12 protein-coding genes are annotated in these 15309 nt (G+C 72.1%); 11 read left to right on the top strand and 1 reads right to left on the bottom strand.

The genetic code is table 11. The features are described 5' to 3' along the window. Position 1: 1 nt before the first annotated feature. From ACFFR3_RS30345 to ACFFR3_RS30305, 9 genes are all read left to right on the top strand, one after another. Positions 2–976 (top strand): helix-turn-helix transcriptional regulator, encoded by a 975-nt coding sequence (locus tag ACFFR3_RS30345; RefSeq protein WP_364378332.1) that lies wholly within the window; start codon positions 2–4, stop codon positions 974–976. Beyond that, a complete protein-coding gene (locus ACFFR3_RS30340; protein ID WP_355428185.1) occupies positions 973–1173 on the top strand; it encodes a hypothetical protein in 201 nt (66 codons plus the stop codon). Before ACFFR3_RS30345 ends, ACFFR3_RS30340 begins: the two co-directional genes overlap by 4 nt. A 29-nt stretch (positions 1174–1202) precedes the next feature. Then, positions 1203–1556 (top strand): Sec-independent protein translocase subunit TatA, encoded by a 354-nt coding sequence (gene tatA, locus ACFFR3_RS30335; protein ID WP_345385838.1) that lies wholly within the window; start codon positions 1203–1205, stop codon positions 1554–1556. A 98-nt stretch (positions 1557–1654) separates the two neighbouring features. Continuing rightward, positions 1655–2572: a twin-arginine translocase subunit TatC gene (gene tatC / locus ACFFR3_RS30330; RefSeq protein ID WP_379484246.1), complete on the top strand. Its 918-nt coding sequence runs from the start codon at positions 1655–1657 to the stop codon at positions 2570–2572. Between the two features lie 39 nt (positions 2573–2611). Next, on the top strand, positions 2612–3499 hold the full coding sequence (locus ACFFR3_RS30325) for a diacylglycerol/lipid kinase family protein (protein ID WP_345385832.1): 888 nt from the start codon (positions 2612–2614) through the stop codon (positions 3497–3499). A gap of 100 nt (positions 3500–3599) precedes the next feature. After that, on the top strand, positions 3600–6329 hold the full coding sequence (locus tag ACFFR3_RS30320) for a DEAD/DEAH box helicase (protein ID WP_364378339.1): 2730 nt from the start codon (positions 3600–3602) through the stop codon (positions 6327–6329). A gap of 497 nt (positions 6330–6826) precedes the next feature. Then, complete coding sequence (locus ACFFR3_RS30315; RefSeq protein WP_379484245.1) at positions 6827–8467, top strand: ABC transporter ATP-binding protein; 1641 nt, start codon at positions 6827–6829, stop codon at positions 8465–8467. Between the two features lie 302 nt (positions 8468–8769). Continuing rightward, positions 8770–9351, top strand: a complete 582-nt coding sequence (locus tag ACFFR3_RS30310; RefSeq protein ID WP_345385828.1) for a TetR/AcrR family transcriptional regulator — start codon at positions 8770–8772, stop codon at positions 9349–9351. Positions 9352–9785: 434 nt separating this feature from the next. Next, complete coding sequence (locus tag ACFFR3_RS30305; protein WP_345385826.1) at positions 9786–10946, top strand: hypothetical protein; 1161 nt, start codon at positions 9786–9788, stop codon at positions 10944–10946. Positions 10947–11202: 256 nt separating this feature from the next. Here the strand turns inward: ACFFR3_RS30305 and ACFFR3_RS30300 are convergent, their stop codons facing one another. Further along, the gene (locus ACFFR3_RS30300) at positions 11203–12099 is read right to left on the bottom strand and encodes a siderophore-interacting protein (RefSeq protein ID WP_379484244.1); all 897 of its coding nucleotides are present in this window, start codon (positions 12097–12099) and stop codon (positions 11203–11205) included. A gap of 159 nt (positions 12100–12258) precedes the next feature. On the opposite strand from ACFFR3_RS30300, the gene ACFFR3_RS30295 reads away from it, so the two are divergent. Continuing rightward, positions 12259–14328 (top strand): alpha-galactosidase, encoded by a 2070-nt coding sequence (locus ACFFR3_RS30295; RefSeq protein WP_379484243.1) that lies wholly within the window; start codon positions 12259–12261, stop codon positions 14326–14328. Positions 14329–14418: 90 nt separating this feature from the next. Further along, the gene (locus tag ACFFR3_RS30290) at positions 14419–15303 is read left to right on the top strand and encodes an ACT domain-containing protein (protein ID WP_379484242.1); all 885 of its coding nucleotides are present in this window, start codon (positions 14419–14421) and stop codon (positions 15301–15303) included. Positions 15304–15309: the final 6 nt, after the last annotated feature.

The following is a 15309-nucleotide window of genomic DNA, read 5'->3' as shown; positions in this document are numbered from 1 at the left end:
AATGAGCGGGTCCGCCGATCGGCTGCCGCGGCTGCTTGCGCTGGTGCCCTACCTGATGTCGCACCCGGGGGCGCAGGTCGGCGAGGTGGCGGCGGTGTTCGGGCTGAGCGAGAAGCAGCTCATCGACGACCTGCAGCTCGTGTGGATGTGCGGGCTGCCCGGCCACACTCCGGGCGACCTCATCGACGTGTCGTGGGACGGCGGCGAGATCCTCATCGACAACGCCGAGACCATCGCGCGGCCGCTGCGGCTCGGCATCGACGAGGCCAGCGCGCTGCTGGTGGCGCTGCGCACGCTGGCCGCCAGGCCCGAGCTGGCCCTGCCCGAGGGCGGGGTGCCCGACGCGCTGCCGCGCGTGACGGCCAAGCTGGAGCGGGCCGCGGGCGAGGGCGCCGCGACCGTCAGCAGCCAGGTCGCCGTCGACGTGGACGCCGCGCCCGACGCGCTGCCCCGCGTGCGTGAGGGGCTCACCAAGGGGCGCAGGCTGTCGCTGCGCTACTACGTGCCGGGCCGCGACGAGGTGACGCCGCGCGAGGTCGACCCGATGCGGGTGCTGGTCGTGGACGGCCGCGCCTACCTGGAGGGCTGGTGCTACCGGGCCGAGGCGATGCGGCTGTTCCGCCTCGACCGGGTGCTCGGCGTCGAGGTGCTGGACGTGCCCGCCGACCCGCCCGCGGAGGCGGAGCCGCGCGACGTGACCGACGGCGTGTTCCGGCCCTCGCCCACCGACGAGCTGGTCGAGCTGGAGCTGAGCGCCGCCGGGCGGTGGGTGGCCGAGTACTACCCGTGCGAGCAGGTCACCGAGCTGGGCGAGGGCCGGCTGCGGGTCGCGTTGCGGGCCCGCGACGAGGACTGGATCCTGAAACTGGCGCTGCGCCTCGGCGACACCGGCAGGGTCGTCTCGCCGCCCGCGATGGCGGAGAGCGTGCGCGAGGAGGCCGAGCGGGCGCTCGCCCTGTACGCTCACCGGTCATGACCTGGATCTTCCTGTCCGTCGCGATCGGCGTGGCCGGGCTGGCGGTGCTGGCGGTGGCCGGTGCTCGCGTCGTGGCGGCGGCACGTACTCTGAGAAGGGAAGTGGCCGAGGCGCAGGCCCAGCTTGAGCCGCGGCGGGCCAGATTGACCGGCCAGGGGGGTGAGACCACGCCCCGGGCAGCGTACGATCGTGGCTGAAAGAGGCAACTCGCTAGAAAGGGCGTTTCATGCCGAACCTCGGAGTGCCCGAACTCCTGATCATTCTTTTGGCGCTGGTGCTGCTGTTCGGTGCGAAGAAGCTGCCCGACATGGCCCGCGGCATCGGCCGGTCGCTGCGCATCTTCAAGTCCGAGACCGCGAAGCTGCGCGATGACGACGACGACGTGCAGCACACCGCGCAGCCCGTCCAGCCGCAGGCGCAGGCCCAGCCGCAGCCCGCGCAGCCGCAGCCGCTGCCGGCGACCCCCGCGGCCCCGCCCGCCCCGGCGCCCGGTCTGTCCGCCGAGGAGCAGGCCCGCCAGCTGGAGGAGCAGGCCGCGAGGCTGCGCGCCAGTGCCGCCCAGGCCGACAAGCACGCCTGACCCCACCCCTCCTCCTCACCCAGGACTGCTAGATGGCGCTGCTCAAACGATCGAGCGATTCGGAGCAAGTCCGCGACCCCGAGGGTCGCATGCCCCTCATGGAGCACCTGCGCGAGCTGCGCAACCGGCTGCTGATCGCGCTGGCCGCCGTGATCGTGGGCATCATCGTGGGCTGGTTCTTCTTCGATCCGGTGTGGGCCTACATCAAAGAGCCGTTCTGTGACACCCCGCAGGCGCAGCAGCTGCGCGAAGGGCAGTGCACACTCACCTACGGCGGCATCTTCCAGTCGTTCTTCCTGACGCTGAAGGTCTCGGCGCTCGTCGGCCTCGTCGTCTCCTCACCCGTCTGGCTGTACCAGATCTGGGCGTTCGTCACGCCCGCCCTCTACCGCAACGAGAAGCGCTACTCGATCACGTTCCTCGGGATCGCGGTCCCGCTGTTCCTGCTCGGCGCCGCTCTCGCCTACTTCATCATGGACACCAGCCTGGCGATCCTGCTGGGCTTCGCACCGAGCGACACCGTCGCGACCATCCAGATCGACGAGTACCTCGGCTACGTGCTCATCATGCTGGTGATCTTCGGCATCTCGTTCGAGCTGCCGCTGCTGCTGGTGTTCCTCAACATCATCGGTGTCCTGTCGCACGCCACGGTCAAAAAGCACCGGCGCACCGTCATCTTCATCATGTTCGTCTTCGGCGCGGTGATCACGCCGGGCGGCGACCCGCTGACGATGATGGCGCTCGCCATGCCGATGATCCTGCTCTACTTCGTCGCCGAGGGCGTCATCTACCTGCGCGAGAGGCGCGGGGCGGGCAGGAGCGAGTTCGACCACCTGTCCGATGACGAGGCCTCCCCGCTGGCCGAGGACGACGCGCCGGTCGGGACGCCCGCGCCTGCCGCATCGGCGGCAGAACCTCCTGCCGGGCCGCCTGCCACTGGGCCTGCCACTGGGCCTGCCGCTGGGCCTGCCGCTGGGCCCGCCGATGAGGAGCCGCCGGGCACCGACAAGCGCTGAGGCATTCCCCCGCAGCCCAGGAGGCGATAAGTTCCGGGCGTGTCCCCGCAACTCGCCCTCCTGGTCAACCCCGCCGCCCGCGGCGGGCGTACGCTGCGCCTGCTCGAGCCCGTGGCGCGCCGGCTGCGTGCCGGAGGGGCCGAGCTGTCCGTGATCGTCGGTGACGACTCCGCCGACGCGCTCGAACGCGCCTGCACCGCCGTCTCCGAGCGGCCCGACGCGCTCGTCGCCTTCGGCGGCGACGGGCTGGTCCACCTGGCCGTGCAGGCAGTGGCCGGCACCGACGTGCCGCTCGGCATCATCCCCGCGGGCACCGGCGACGACATCGCCGCCGCGCTCGGCGTGCCGGCCAAGGATCCGCTGGCCGCGGCCAGGGCCGTGCTGCGCATGAAGACCCGGCTGGTGGACGCCGCCCGCATCAGGGCCGGGACGTCCGAGGAGCTGTTCGCCGGGGTGGCCTGCTGCGGCTTCGACTCGCGGGTCAACGAACGCGCCAACGGCCTCACCTGGCCGCCCGGCATGGCCCGATACCTGGTGGCGACCGCGCGGGAGCTGCGCGCGTTCAAGCCGATCCCGTTCCGCATCACCTACGACGAGACCGACGTGGTCGAGCGGGAGGCGATGCTGGTCGCGGTGGCCAACACGACGTCGTACGGCGCCGGCATGCGGGTCTGCCCCGACGCCAGGCCCGACGACGGCCTCCTGGACGTCGTGCTGCTGAACGCGCTGTCCACGGGGGAGTTCGTCCGCGTCTTCCCGAGCGTCTACCGGGGCAGCCACGTACGGCATCCCGCCGTGTCGGTGCGGCGGGTGCGCAGCGTGCGGGTGGAGGCGCCCGAGGTGGTCGCCTACGCCGACGGCGAACGCATCGGCGAGACCCCGCTGCACTGCGAGGTCCGGCCGAGGGCGTTACGCGTCATCGTATGAAATCTACATTGTAAAGGCGCCGGGCCGGTGCCGCCCGCCAGAAGCCCCGCGAACGGCGGCCGGGACGGACCGGAATGGCGGTTTCGGTAGGCTGGCGACTATGACAACGCCAGCGGAACGCTATGCGGCCTTCCGTCAGAAACACGGGGACGACGGGGCCGCGCTGAGATCGTTCCGAGGTCTCTACGACTTCGCGCTGGACGACTTCCAGCTCGACGCCTGCCGGGCCCTGGAGGCCGGAGACGGTGTCCTGGTGGCGGCGCCCACGGGGTCGGGCAAGACGGTGGTCGGCGAGTTCGCCGTCCACCTGGCCTTGGAGCAGGGCCGCAAGTGCTTCTACACCACCCCCATCAAGGCGCTGTCCAACCAGAAGTACAACGACCTGGTCAAGCGCTACGGCACGGCCAAGGTCGGGCTGCTGACGGGCGACAACAGCGTCAACGGCGAGGCGCCGATCGTCGTCATGACGACCGAGGTGCTGCGCAACATGCTCTATGCGGGCTCGGCGACGCTGGCCGGGCTCGGGTTCGCGGTGATGGACGAGGTGCACTACCTCGCCGACCGGTTCCGGGGCGCGGTCTGGGAAGAGGTGATCATCCACCTGCCGGAGTCGGTGCGGCTGGTGGCGCTGTCGGCGACGGTGAGCAACGCCGAGGAGTTCGGCGAGTGGATGGGCGAGGTGCGCGGCGACACGACGGTGATCGTCGACGAGCACCGTCCCGTGCCGCTGTGGCAGCACATGATGGTGGGCAACCGCATCTACGACCTGTTCATGACCGACGATCTGACGCCGCGGATCAACCCGACGTTGATGCGGGTGACGCGTGATGCGGAGCGGCTGACGGCGGGGCGTGGCAGGCGGGGTTACGGCCGGGCGCCGCGTTCGCGGCCGCGCCCGCCGGACCGGGTGCAGGTGATCGAGAAGCTCGACGGCGAGGGGCTGCTGCCGGCGATCACGTTCATCTTCTCGCGGGCGGGGTGTGACGCGGCGGTGCAGCAGTGCCTGTCGGCCGGCATCCGGCTGACGACCGACCGGGAGCGGCACGAGATCAGGCAGCTGGTCGACGAGCGCACCGCGCACCTGCCCGATGAGGACCTGGCGGTGCTGGGTTACCTGGAGTGGCGTGACGGGCTCGAGCGGGGCCTGGCGGCGCATCACGCGGGCATGCTGCCGGCGTTCAAGGAGGTCGTGGAGGAGCTGTTCACCCGCGGCCTGGTGAAGGCGGTGTTCGCGACGGAGACGCTGGCGCTGGGCATCAACATGCCGGCCCGCAGCGTGGTGATCGAGAAGCTGGACAAGTGGAACGGTGAGACGCACGCGGATCTGACGCCGGGGGAGTACACCCAGCTGACGGGGCGGGCGGGGCGGCGCGGCATCGACGTCGAGGGTCATGCGGTGGTGCTGTGGCAGCCGGGCATGGATCCGCTGTCGGTGGCGGGGCTGGCGGGCACCCGTACGTATCCGCTGCGGTCGAGTTTCCAGCCGTCGTACAACATGGCGGTCAACCTGGTCGGGCAGTTCGGCAGAGAGCGGGCCAGGGCGCTGCTGGAGGAGTCGTTCGCGCAGTTCCAGGCCGATCGTGCGGTGGTGGGGCTGGCCAAGCAGCTGCGTAAGCACGAGGAGGCGCTGGAGGGCTACCAGGAGGCGATGACGTGCCACCTGGGCGACTTCCCCGAGTACGCGGCGCTGCGGCGGCGGCTGTCCGATCGTGAGGCGGAGCTGTCGCGGCAGCGGGGTGCGGCGCGGCGGGCGGCGGCGGTGCGGTCGCTGGAGGCGTTGCAGCCGGGTGACGTGATCAGGGTGCCGGGCGGGCGGCGGGCCGGGCTGGCGATCGTGCTGGATCCCGGCCGTAATCCGCGTGGTCACGGGCCGAGCCCGCTGGTGCTGACCATCGGCAAGCAGGTGAAGAAGCTGGATCCGGCGGACTTCCCGGTGCCGGTGGAGCCGCTGGAGAAGGTGCGCATCCCGAAGAACTTCAACGGGCGCTCGCCGAAGGAGCGGGCGAACCTGATCTCGACGCTGATGGCGAAGATCGGTGACCGTGATCTCGGCAAGCCGGTGCGGGCGCGTGACCACACGGTGGAGGACGACGAGGTCAACGAGCTGCGGCGGCGCATCAGGCAGCATCCGTGCCACGGGTGTGACGACCGGGAGGACCACGCGCGGTGGGCCGAGCGTTACTACAAGCTGCTGCGTGAGACGGAGGGTCTGCGGCGGCGGGTGGAGGGGCGTTCGCATGTGATCTCGCGGACGTTCGACCGGATCTGCTCGGTGCTCGAGCAGCTGGGTTACCTGCGCGACGAGACGGTCACCGATGAGGGGCGGCGGCTCGGGCGGCTCTACACCGAGCTGGATCTGCTGACGGCCGAGTGCCTGCGCAACGGTTTGTGGGAGGAGCTCGATCCGGCGGAGCTGGCGGCGTGCGTGTCGGCGCTGGTGTTCGAGTCGCGGGCGTCGGACGACACGCGGCGGCCGAAGATCCCGGCGGGGCGGGCGCAGGACGCGTTGTCGGCGATGATCCGGCTGTGGGGTGAGCTGGAGGGCATCGAGTCCGACCATGGGCTGTCGACGATCAGGGAGCCCGATCTGGGGTTCGCGTGGGCGGCGTTCAGGTGGACGAAGGGGCATTCGCTGGACGCGGTCCTGATGGAGGGCGTCAACGGCAACGAGCTGGCGGCGGGTGACTTCGTGCGGTGGGTCAAGCAGTTGATGGACCTGCTGGGTCAGCTGGGGAACGCGGCGCCGGAGGGCAGCAAGATCCGGCAGACGTCGGTGAAGGCGATGGACGCGATGCGGCGGGGTGTGGTGGCGTACTCGTCGCTGACCTGATGCCGTTGCCGCCGAAGGCGCTCTCGAAACGAGGTTTCGGGGGCGCCTTTGGTGTTGTCATGACCGCCGTTTTGCGTTTTTACCGGTGGGCGGGTGGCTTTACTTCTTCGCCGGAACGGCCTTTCTGTTCGGGCTTTACCAGTCAAGCCTTCCTGAAATCAGCGATTATCTGCTGATTTATCGCAATTCGGGTGCTAGCGTCCGATTTGTCAGTGTTCAGCCAACGGGGGAGGAATCATGGCGAACACGCAACTGTCCCAGGTCGGCTTCCAGCAAGGATGGGGATGCCGTAGGCGGCGTCGCTGGCGCAGGTGGGGCTGGTGCGCCCGTCGCAGGTGGTGGGGGTGCTAGAGCCCCCAGATGAGGGCCGGCGGCCTGGCCGCCGGCTCTCCTTTAACGCCTCCGGCCGTGAACTCGCGCCGGCGATCACCATTCGCCGGACGTTCCGCGAGTTCTGGCCGGACACTCGCGGTCTGCGGCGGCTCTTCGCGGCAGGCGTGGCCTTCGCCATCCTGGCCGCGCTCTGCGAGGTCGCCGCGATCCGCCTGTTCGGGCACATCACCGACGAGGTGCTGACGACCCGCCAACTCGACGCCTTCTGGTCGCCGGCCACCGTCTGGCTGGGGCTCGCCGTGCTCGCCGGGCTGCTGTCCTTCGGCGGGGCCTACACCACCGCGCTGGGCGCCGAGCGGTTCCTGCTGGCCCTGCGCGACCGCGTGTACGCGCACGTGCAGACGCTCGCCCCCGACTTCTCCGAGAAGCGGCGGCTGGGCGACCTGATGGCGCGCATGACGGACGACGTGGAGGCCATCGAGGAACTGGTCGGGTCCGGGCTGGTCAAGGCCATCACCACGGTGGCCGGGATCATCTTCTTCGCCGGGGCCGCGTTCTTCATCCGATGGGACCTGGCCCTGCTGACGATGGCGCTGATCCCGCTGTTCCTGATCACCTCGAAGGTGTTCGCCTCGAGGTTCAGGACGGCGGCGGCGCGCGAGCGGGCCAGCAACGGGGCGATGAACAGCGTCCTGGAGGAGGGGCTGGCCAACCAGCCGCTCGTGCAGTCGTACAACCGGCAGGGCGAGGAGTCCCGCCGGCTGCACGCCGAGGGGCGCGGCTGGTTGCGGGCCAACATGTCGCAGGCCTGGCTGGCCGGGCTCTACAACCCGGCGGTGCAGGTCATCGAGACGATCTGCCTGATCGCCATCCTCGGGTTCGGCGCGTGGGAGATCGCGGCGGGCCGGCTGACGATCGGCGGGCTGCTGTCGTTCGCGGCGTACCTGGCCCTGCTCTACCCGGCCGTGCAGAGCCTGGGTGAGCTGGCCCTGACGGTGTCGGAGGCGGCGGCCGGGTCGGACCGGGTGATCGAGATCCTGCGTACCGAGCCTGCCGTGCGCGACGCCGGCGACGCGGTCCCGGCGGGCCGGTGCGGCGGCCGGATCGACTTCGACCGGGTGAGCTTCACCTACCCGGGACGGGGCCGGCCGGTGCTGCGTGACCTGTCGTTCACCGCCGAGCCCGGCGAGGTCGTCGTGATCACCGGGCCCAGCGGGGCGGGCAAGTCCACGCTGGCCAAGCTGCTGCTGCGGTTCTACGACCCGGACTCGGGCCGCATCCTGCTGGACGGCACCGACGTCCGGAGGCTGACGCGGCAGTCGCTGCGCGAGAACATCACGGTCCTGCACCAGGAGACGCTGCTGTTCTCCGGCTCGGTACGCGACAACATCGCCTATGGCCGGCCGGGCGCCTCGCTCGACGAGGTGATCAGGGCGGCCGAGGTGGCCGGGGTGCACGACTTCGCCAAGCTGCTGCCCCAGGGGTACGACTCGCCGGTCGGGCAGCGCGGCCGGCTATTGTCCGGCGGGCAGCGGCAGCGCATCGCGATCGCCAGGGCCATCCTGCGCGACACGCCGGTGCTCGTGCTCGACGAGCCCGTCACCGGGCTGGACGTCGCCACCGCCGCCCACGTCATGCGGCCGCTGCGGCGGCTCATGGCCGGGCGTACCACGCTGCTCATCACGCACGACCTGCGGCAGGCGCCGGAGGGGGCGCGGGTGATCGAGGTCGAGCCGGTTCCGCGGGAGGAGCGGATCCGGCTCAAGCGGGTAGGCGCGCGGTCCGGCGGGGGAGCGTCTCCATGACCCCCGGCTCGCCGGTCCGGCACCCGCCCCGACACTCCGGGGCGGGTGCCGGGCTTTTCGGGGGTCCGTGACCCAGGCCACGCTCGTCCTGACATTCTGGGGCGGGTGCCGGGCTTTGGGGGGTCCGTGACTCGGGTCTCACCCGTCCTGGCGATCTGGGCGAGTGCCGGGCTTTTCGGGGTTCTGCTGGGCTTTTGAGGCTGTATGTCGGGGAATCTCCTAGATAGAATCGGAGGGCTTTCTCCGTTTGTCGCCGCGGGCCCGCTTTCCGCCTGCCGGTGGGCCGAAGGCAGGTGGAGATCTTGGGCGACGATCACGGCGCTGCCAGGCCGTTGCGGGCCGATGCCCGGCGCAACAGGGAGCGGGTCCTGCAGATCGCGCAGGAGGCGCTGGCCAGTGACGGCCTGACCATCTCCTTCGACGAGATCGCCCGGCGCGCCGGGTTCGGGGTCGGCACCGTCTACCGGCACTTCCCCACCAAGGAGGCGTTGTTCGAGGCGGTGCTGCTGGGGCGGATCGAGCGGTTCGTGGCCGACGCCCGCGCGCTCGCCACCGCCGAGGACGCCGGGCGGGCGTTCTTCGGCTGGTTCGCTGGAGTGGTCGAGCAGGCGTCGGTCAACCAGGCGTTGTGCGACATGCTGGACAGCGGCGCGGCGATGCCGCTGCGGCCGGGCTCCACGCTGGCCGGCGACTTCGCCGCCGCGCTGGGCCGGCTGCTGGTGCGGGCGCAGCGGGTGGGCGCGGTGCGCGCCGACCTCAGCGCGGGGGACGCGCTCGACCTGCTGCGGGGCTGCCTGGTCGCCGAGCGCGGCGCGCGGGCCAGGGGCGGGGCGGTCCGGCTGGCGGACGTGGTGTGCGACGGGATGCGCGCACGTTCACCTTGACCGTCACCAGGCCAGGTGACGGTCGGGGCCGGTGATCCGGAGCAGGCGGCGCATCGGGGGCGGGACATCGACGAGGTGTACGGGCGTGTGCCGGCTGAGCGCCTGGTTGTCACACGGCCGGGATCATTCTGACGTGGCGCGGGCCCGCCCTTGCCGTTGGCACCAGAGGCGGGCGTCACGTACAGCGACTTAGTGCTTGGGATGTGGAGTGTGCAGGCCTGTCGCGGGCGGTCCAGGGGGCGGTTCTCGTCCGGGTAGACAGGAGAAATTCTCGGAAAAACAATTCCGGTTACCAAGTGGAAGAAACGTCATCCCGGGCGACGTATGGCGTGCGCGGCGACCTGATCGTTATTTGTGGGAATTTGCGGGTTTGTCGGGGTTGATCACACTACGCTGCTACCGCTTGCCGAGTACGAGGGAAAGCGGACGACATCGTGTTCATCGCAGTCACAGTGCTGGCCGCCGCCGTGGTTGGTGCGGTGGTCTGGTGGTTCCGCCGGGATCCGGTGGAGGGTGCGGCCGGCGACAGGTTCGAGGCGCCTCTCGGCGGGTTGCTGCCGCCTGACACGGAGGCTGTCTTCGTGGAGGGCCTGCGGGCGTACCACGACTCGGGCAGCCCGATCCGGGTGGACGGGGAGCTGGAGGTGGTGGTGGCGTACGAGCCGCCGCGGTCGGTCTCCCTGCGCCTGTTCGCCGACGCCTTCGCTGCCCGCGGGGACGCCGCGCTGCACGACCCGCAGGGCACGGTCGCGGAGCTGATGGACGAGCTCACGGCCACCGAACGCCCCGGCGTCCTGCACCTGCGCGGCGGCCTGCCAGCGGACGACCTCGACGACGTGGCGGACCTGGACGGCATGAACGCCGACCGCCTCGCCGCAGCGGTGGCCGAGGTCGTGACGGAGATGGTGGCCCATACGACCGCGGCCGACGCGGCAGCGGCCGGTTCCGGCGTGAGCACGACGGCGGCTGACGCGGCGGTTGCCGGTGCCGGCGGGTCGGCGGCCGACGGGGCGGTGGCCGGTGCCGAAGCGAGCGCGACAGGGACCGACGCGGGTGCGGGCGCCACGGCGGTGGCTGACGCGAACGTGGGCGGAACGGTGGTGGCCGCCGCGAATGTGGACGGAACGGCAGTGAGCGGTGCCGAGGGGCTTAGCGGTATGGCGGTGAGCGGGGTCGAGGGACGGGGTCTCTGGGCGGCGGAGACGAGGATCGGGGCGCTGCACATCCGCGTGCCGGCTCCGGCTCCGGCGCTGCCGGCGGGGAAGACGGGCTCGGCCGACGGCGGGCCGGACGAGAGCGGGTCCGGCGGAAGGACCCACGTCAACGGGACGCCCGTCAAGCCCCTGCACACCGCCCAGGAAGCGGCGCCCGAGGCGGACGCGGGCCGGCCGAACACGCTCATGCTGGACCTGGCCCGTGTCCTGGACCGCTCCCGCGAGGTACGCGAGCTACGGCCGGACGCGCCGGCCGAGGACGTGCTGCGCGAGGCGGTCAGAAACCTCCTCGCCTCCGACGGCCCTGGCATGACGTGGGCCCACCCGCCCACCCCGGCCCAGCGCCACCTCGTGCAGGGAGGCTCCCCGGAGCCGCACTGACGCCCGCCTTCCGACAGCGTCACTCACCGGACCCGGTGGACGACGCCGCGGGCAGGGACCCGCCGGGTCCGGCGGCCGAACCGCCGGTAGGCGATCGCGGACCCGGTAGGTGGGGCCGCGGCGGTCATCGCCAGGTCCGGAGGATGGGCTGAAATCGGCGGTTGCCATGTTGGGTGGGCGGTTGGTCGGTGGCTGCCGGCTTCGGCGGTGGACCGTGCCGGGGGGTTGGCGGGGGTGGTCGAGGGGTGGTGGCTGGTCAGCCGGTGTTTTCGGCGCGGCCATGGCGCCAGTAGCCCATGAAGGCGACTGCTCGGCGGTCCATGCCGCGTTCGGCCACCAGGTGGCGGCGGAGGGTTTTGATGACGCCTGCTTCGCCGGCCAGCCAGGCGTACAGGGGGTCGTGGCCGGCGGTGTCCTGGGGGACTTCCCATAGTTCGTCGGTGTCGACGTCCACGTCCTCGAAGGAGTCGGGGGTGGCGGACAGCGGGGGGAGCAGGCGGGCGGCGGCGGCGCGGACGGCGGGGACGAGTTCGGCGCCGCGTTCGCCGCCGTTCCTGGCGAGCCAGGTGACCTTGATGTTGGCGGGCGCCGTGATCGGCAGGACGTCGGCGTCGAGGGGCACCTCCATGAGCACCTCGCCGGCCAGGTGCGCGGGGATGCGTTCGAGGATGGCGCAGATGGCGGGCACGGCGGTCTCGTCGCCGGCGATGAGCACGCAGCCGGTGCCGGCAGGCGGCCGGAACTCCAGGCCGCCGTGCGGCCCCTCGTGGACGCCGTTGGGGCCGAGGAGGGCGGCGACGTCGCCGGGCCGCACCTGTTCGGCCCAGCGGGCGGCGGGGCCGCCGTCGGGGTGCATGACGACGTCCACGTCGACCTCGCCGGCCCGCGGGCGGACCGTACGGGCGGTGTAGGTGCGCATCACGTTGCGCCTGCCGGGGTCCAGCTCGCGCCAGCGCTGGTACCAGTCGGGGCCCTTGGGCAGGTACGTCATGCCGTGCTCAGGAACGGGGAGGAAGAGCTTCACCCGCTGGTCGAAGCCGTTGTCGGCGAACTCGTGCAGGTCGTCGCCGGTGAAGGTGACGCGCAGGAAGGACGGGCTGAGGCGTTCGAGCCGGTCCACTCGTACGTCGAACATGCGAAAGGGCTCGGTCATCCCCGGAATCCTCCAACGAAGTTATTAGGTGAGCCTAACCTAAACGATCGTGGGGATTTCGGCCAGCCGGGGTTAGTGCATCGGCCCCACTCGGGACGATAACGTCGTGAACGGTGAAAACCGGGCCCCAGCGCCCGCCCCGAGATTGGAGTCCCGAACTTGTCTCCTGTGATCCTCTCCGCGGCCGGTGCCGCGCTGGTGCTCGACGCCTCCGGCCACGGGCTGCCCCGGGTACGGCACTTCGGCGCGGACCCGGGGGCAGGGCAGGACCTGGCGGTGGTGCTGGCCCCCTCGCCGGGCGCGCCCGCGCCGTCACTGCTGCCCGCCCAGGCCGAGTCCTGGTACGGCAGGCCGGGGTTGTCCGGCGTGCGGGACGGCGAGCACTGGCCGGTCCGCTGGAGCGTGGAAGGGCTCGACGTCGCCGCGGAGCCGGGCGCGGGCGGCACGGTGACCGTGACGGCCGCCGACGAGCGGGCCGGGCTGCGGCTGATGTGCGAGCTGGTCATGGAGGGCAGCGGGCTGGTACGCATGCGGCACGCGGTGACGAACACGGCCGCCTCCCCGTACCGGCTGGAGGGGCTGGTGTGCACGCTGCCGGTGCCGGCCCGCGCCGGGGAGCTGCTCGACTTCACCGGCCGGTGGGCGCTGGAGAAGGTGCCGCAGCGCAGGGAGTTCACCCGCGGGGTGTGGTCGCGGGAGAACCGGCGCGGCCGCACCGGGCACGACGGCACGGGGCTGCTGATCGCCGGGACCGGCGGGTTCGGCTTCCGCGGCGGCGAGGTGTGGGCCGTGCACGCCGGCTGGAGCGGCGACCACGTGCACTACGCCGAGCGGCTGCCCGAGGGCGTGTCGCTGCTGGGCGCCGGTGAGCTGCTGGAGCCGGGCGAGGTCGTGCTGGCGCAGGACGCGACGTACCGGACGCCGTGGGTGTTCTTCACGTGGTCGGGGAGCGGTCTGGACGACGCGGCGGCGCGGCTGCACGAGCACCTGCGCGCCCGCCCGCTGCCCGTGCGCCCGGTCACGCTGAACAACTGGGAGGCCACCTACTTCGACCACGGCATCGACCGGCTGCTGGAGCTCGCCGAGCGGGCCGCCGCGGCCGGCATCGAGCGGTTCGTGCTGGACGACGGCTGGTTCCGGCACCGCCGCCACGACCGGGCCGGGCTCGGCGACTGGTACGTGGACGAAGGCGTCTGGCCGGACGGCCTGCACCCGCTCGCCGACCGGGTGCGGAAGCTGGGCATGCAGTTCGGGCTGTGGTTCGAGCCCGAGATGGTCAACCCCGACTCCGACCTGGCCCGCGAGCATCCCGACTGGATCCTCGCCCGGCCGGAGCGGATGCCGCCGCCGCAGCGCAACCAGCAGGTGCTCGACCTGGCCGGGCCGGAGGCGTACGCGTACCTGCTGGAGCGGATCGACGCGCTGGTGCGCGAATACCGGCTCGACTACATCAAGTGGGACCACAACCGCGACATCGCCGAGCCCGTGCACGACGGCGCGCCCGGCGTGCACGCGCAGACCCTCGCCACCTACCGGCTGCTGGACGAGCTGCGCGAGCGTCACCCCGGCCTGGAGATCGAGTCGTGCTCGTCCGGCGGGGCGCGCATCGACTACGGCATCCTGGCGCGCACCGACCGGGTGTGGACGTCCGACTGCAACGACGCGCTCGACCGGCAGCAGATCCAGCGCTGGACCGGGCTGCTGGTGCCGCCGGAGCGGATGGGCAGCCACGTCGGCGCGCCGCGCGACCACAGCACCGGCAGGATGCTGCCGCTGGCGTTCCGGGCGGCGACCGCGCTGTTCGGGCACATGGGGGTGGAGTGGGACATCACCTCGGCCAGCGCCGAGGAGCTGGAGGAGCTGACCGCCTGGATCGCGCTGCACAAGCGGCTGCGGCCCGTGCTGCACGCCGGTCGGGTCGTGCGGGCCGACCATCCCGACCCGACGTCGCTGCTGCACGGCGTGGTGCTGCCCGAGCGGGGCGTGTTCGCGTACGTGCAGGCCGGCTCGCGGCTGGACGTCGGGCCCAGCCCGCTGCGGCTGCCCGGGCTCGACCCCGCCGCCACGTACGAGGTGCGCCTGGCCGGGCCTGTGCCCGCCCGCGCCCTGCTGCCCGACTGGGCGGCCGGTCCGGTCCGGCTGTCCGGGGCCGTGCTGGGCGGGCTGGGGCTGCCCGCGCCCGCCATGCCGGCGACGTCCGCGCTCGTCATCGAGGTGGAACGGGTCTGAGATCCGGCGCCGGGGTGGTGAACGCGGTTTAATGCGGTCGCAACGCGGACGCCCGTGATCAGGTAACACGGGTGCCGCAGACTGAGGGTCATGAGCGATGCACCCAAAGTAACGTCTCGCCCCGGCTCAGGACCGCCGCACCTTCCCGAGCGGGCCTGGTGGCGGGAGCTGGTCGAGATCGCCGCGCTGTTCGTCGCGGTCGGTCTGGCGCACCTGCTCGCCACCCTGCTCGGGCATCAGGAGCCTGGGCCGGTCGTGCTCGTCGGGCTGGGCGTGGCGCTGATCGCGGGGGCGGCCGTCCACCGCTGGCTGGGACACCGCCGGCTACAGGACCGCCGCCCGGCCGGGCGTGCGGCGCGGCGCGACAAGGCGGCGCGGCGCGACAAGGCGGCGCTGCCGGGGGAGAGCGGGCGGGGCATGACCCTGTGGCGGATCAGGATGCGGGTGGTGGAGCGGCCGGGGCGGCTGGCCACCGTCGCGGGCGCGTTCGGGCGGCTCGGATGCAACATCCTGGCGCTGCACATCGCTCCGACCGGGGGCGGCGCGATCACGCCCGCCGGGTGCGACGCGCTCGACGAGTTCGTCATCGAGGCGCCGCGCGACCTCGCGCCTCAGGTGCTCGCCGCCGCGCTCACCGAGGCGGGCGGGCATGACGTGGTGATCGTGCCCGCCCGGGTCACCGACCTCACCGACCCGGGCGTCCAGGCGCTAGTGCTGGCGCAGCGGGTCGGCGACGATCCCGCCAGGCTGCCCGAGGCGCTGGGCGAGCTGCTGCGGGCGCCGGACGTGGAGTGGCGGCGGCCTGGGGACACCGTGGACGACGATGCCGAGCCCAACACCACCATGGTGGTCTCGGTGAGCCCGGACAGGGCGCTGCTGGTGCGGCGGCCCGAGCTGCCGTTCACGCCGACCGAGGCGGCCCGCGCCGCCGCGCTCGCCGCATCCGCCGCCCACGCCCGCTACCACTCGGGGTGAGGAGCG

Origin of the sequence: Nonomuraea salmonea, assembly GCF_042428605.1 — a bacterium.
Classification (GTDB): domain Bacteria; phylum Actinomycetota; class Actinomycetes; order Streptosporangiales; family Streptosporangiaceae; genus Nonomuraea; species Nonomuraea salmonea.
The sequence above is the reverse complement of the archived record's forward strand: the minus strand, read 5'-3'. Positions and strand labels throughout refer to the sequence as shown.

Coding starts and splice junctions, on each gene's coding strand:
- ACFFR3_RS30345 (WP_364378332.1), top strand. CDS start 2: ATGAGCGGGTCCGCCGATCGGCTGCCGCGGCTGCTTGCGCTGGTGCCC.
- ACFFR3_RS30340 (WP_355428185.1), top strand. CDS start 973: ATGACCTGGATCTTCCTGTCCGTCGCGATCGGCGTGGCCGGGCTGGCG.
- tatA (WP_345385838.1), top strand. CDS start 1,203: ATGCCGAACCTCGGAGTGCCCGAACTCCTGATCATTCTTTTGGCGCTG.
- tatC (WP_379484246.1), top strand. CDS start 1,655: ATGGAGCACCTGCGCGAGCTGCGCAACCGGCTGCTGATCGCGCTGGCC.
- ACFFR3_RS30320 (WP_364378339.1), top strand. CDS start 3,600: ATGACAACGCCAGCGGAACGCTATGCGGCCTTCCGTCAGAAACACGGG.
- ACFFR3_RS30300 (WP_379484244.1), bottom strand. CDS start 12,099: ATGACCGAGCCCTTTCGCATGTTCGACGTACGAGTGGACCGGCTCGAA.
- ACFFR3_RS30290 (WP_379484242.1), top strand. CDS start 14,419: ATGAGCGATGCACCCAAAGTAACGTCTCGCCCCGGCTCAGGACCGCCG.